Annotated in this window: 1 protein-coding gene; it reads left to right on the top strand. The window is 68.4% G+C overall.

Annotation, left to right across the window (positions count from 1 at the left end; genetic code table 11):
• Positions 1-148: 148 nt before the first annotated feature.
• Positions 149-1,622: glucose-6-phosphate dehydrogenase (gene zwf, locus HUK84_RS17390; protein ID WP_176641381.1), on the top strand; the 1,474-nt coding region annotated here is incomplete at its 3' end.

The raw sequence follows: 1,622 nt of genomic DNA on the forward strand, positions 1-1,622 counted from the left end.
TTGCTCCGCTCCGGCGCGGGGTGTTCACATGGCGGACGGGCGATCGGGCGGCCGGGCGATCGGGCAAACGGCGCGTGATCTGGCGCAAGGACGCCCCGCCCGCGCCCGCCTATGGTCCGGCGACCGGCTGTCCAGGAGTAATGCCGCCATGTCCTTCTTTCGCGACATATCGTCGCCGGCGCGCAGCCGGCATGCCATTCCGCCATCGGGCAGCAGGCCCGCGCCGGCCTGCACGCTGGTCATCTTCGGCGCGCATGGCGACCTGACCAAGCGCCTGCTCATCCCGGCGCTGTACAACCTGGCCGGCAACGGGTTGCTGGATCCGGATTTCCGCATTCTGGGCATCGACCGCGCGGCGGGCGGCGCGGCCGCGTGGCGCGACGGGCTGTCGGCGACGATGCAGGACTTCACCCGCGACCGGAATGCCGAATTCCACGCGCCCAGCATCGACGCCAAGGTCTGGTCCTGGATCGCCGACCGCCTGGATTATCAACAGGCGGATTTCTCGGACCTCGAACAGGTCCGCGCGCTGGCGGCCCACCTGCCGGGCAGCGCCGTGTTCTATCTGGCGGTGCCGTCGCGCTTCTTCGGTCCGCTGGTGGAAACGCTGGGCCGGGCCGGCCTGCTGCGGGAACAGGACGGGCATTTCCGCCGGGTGGTGATCGAAAAGCCCTTCGGTTCCGACCTGGCCACCGCGCAGGCGCTGAACCGGCAGATCCTCTCGGTGCTCGACGAGCGCCAGATCTACCGGATCGACCATTTCCTGGGCAAGGAAACGGTCCAGAACATCCTGGCGATGCGCTTCGGCAACCTGATCTTCGAGCCGCTATGGCAGAACGACCATGTCGACCACGTGCAGATCACGGCGGCCGAGACCATCGGCGTCGAGCAGCGCGGCGCATTCTACGAACCGACCGGCGCGCTGCGCGACATGGTGCCGAATCATTTGTTCCAATTGTTCGCCATGGTGGCGATGGAACCGCCATCCTCCCTGTCCGCCGAGACGGTGCGCACGGCGAAGGAACAATTGTTCGAATCCGTCCGCCCCATCGACCCGCAGGATGCGGTGCGCGGCCAGTACCGGGCCGGAACGGTCGACGGCAAGCCGGTCGCCGCCTATCGCGACAGCCCCGGCGTCGCGCCGGACAGCGTGACCGAGACCTACGCAGCGCTGAAACTGTATGTCGACAACTGGCGCTGGTCGGGGGTGCCGTTCTACCTGCGGACCGGCAAGTCGCTGGGCGGCCGCCGCACCGAGATCGTGGTGCAGTTCAAGAAGCCGCCGGTCGCGATCTTCCGCGGGACCGAAACCGCGTCCCTGCCGCCCAACCGCATGATCCTGAACATCCAGCCGGCCCAGGGCCTGACGATCGAAATGGCGGCCAAGCGGCCCGGCCCGGCGATGGACCTGGCCGGCGTGCAGGTCCGTTTCCGGTACGAGGACGCGTTCGACCTGCAGCCCAATGTCGGCTACGAGACGCTGCTCTATGACTGCCTGGCGGGCGACGCGACCCTGTTCCAGCGCGCCGACAATATCGACGCCGCCTGGGCGGCGGTGGACCCGGTGCTGCAGGCGTGGGGCGCGTCGGCGCAGGACCTGGAATTCTACGACGCGGGCAGCG

Source organism: Nguyenibacter vanlangensis (assembly GCF_013376155.1).
Lineage (GTDB): Bacteria > Pseudomonadota > Alphaproteobacteria > Acetobacterales > Acetobacteraceae > Gluconacetobacter > Gluconacetobacter vanlangensis.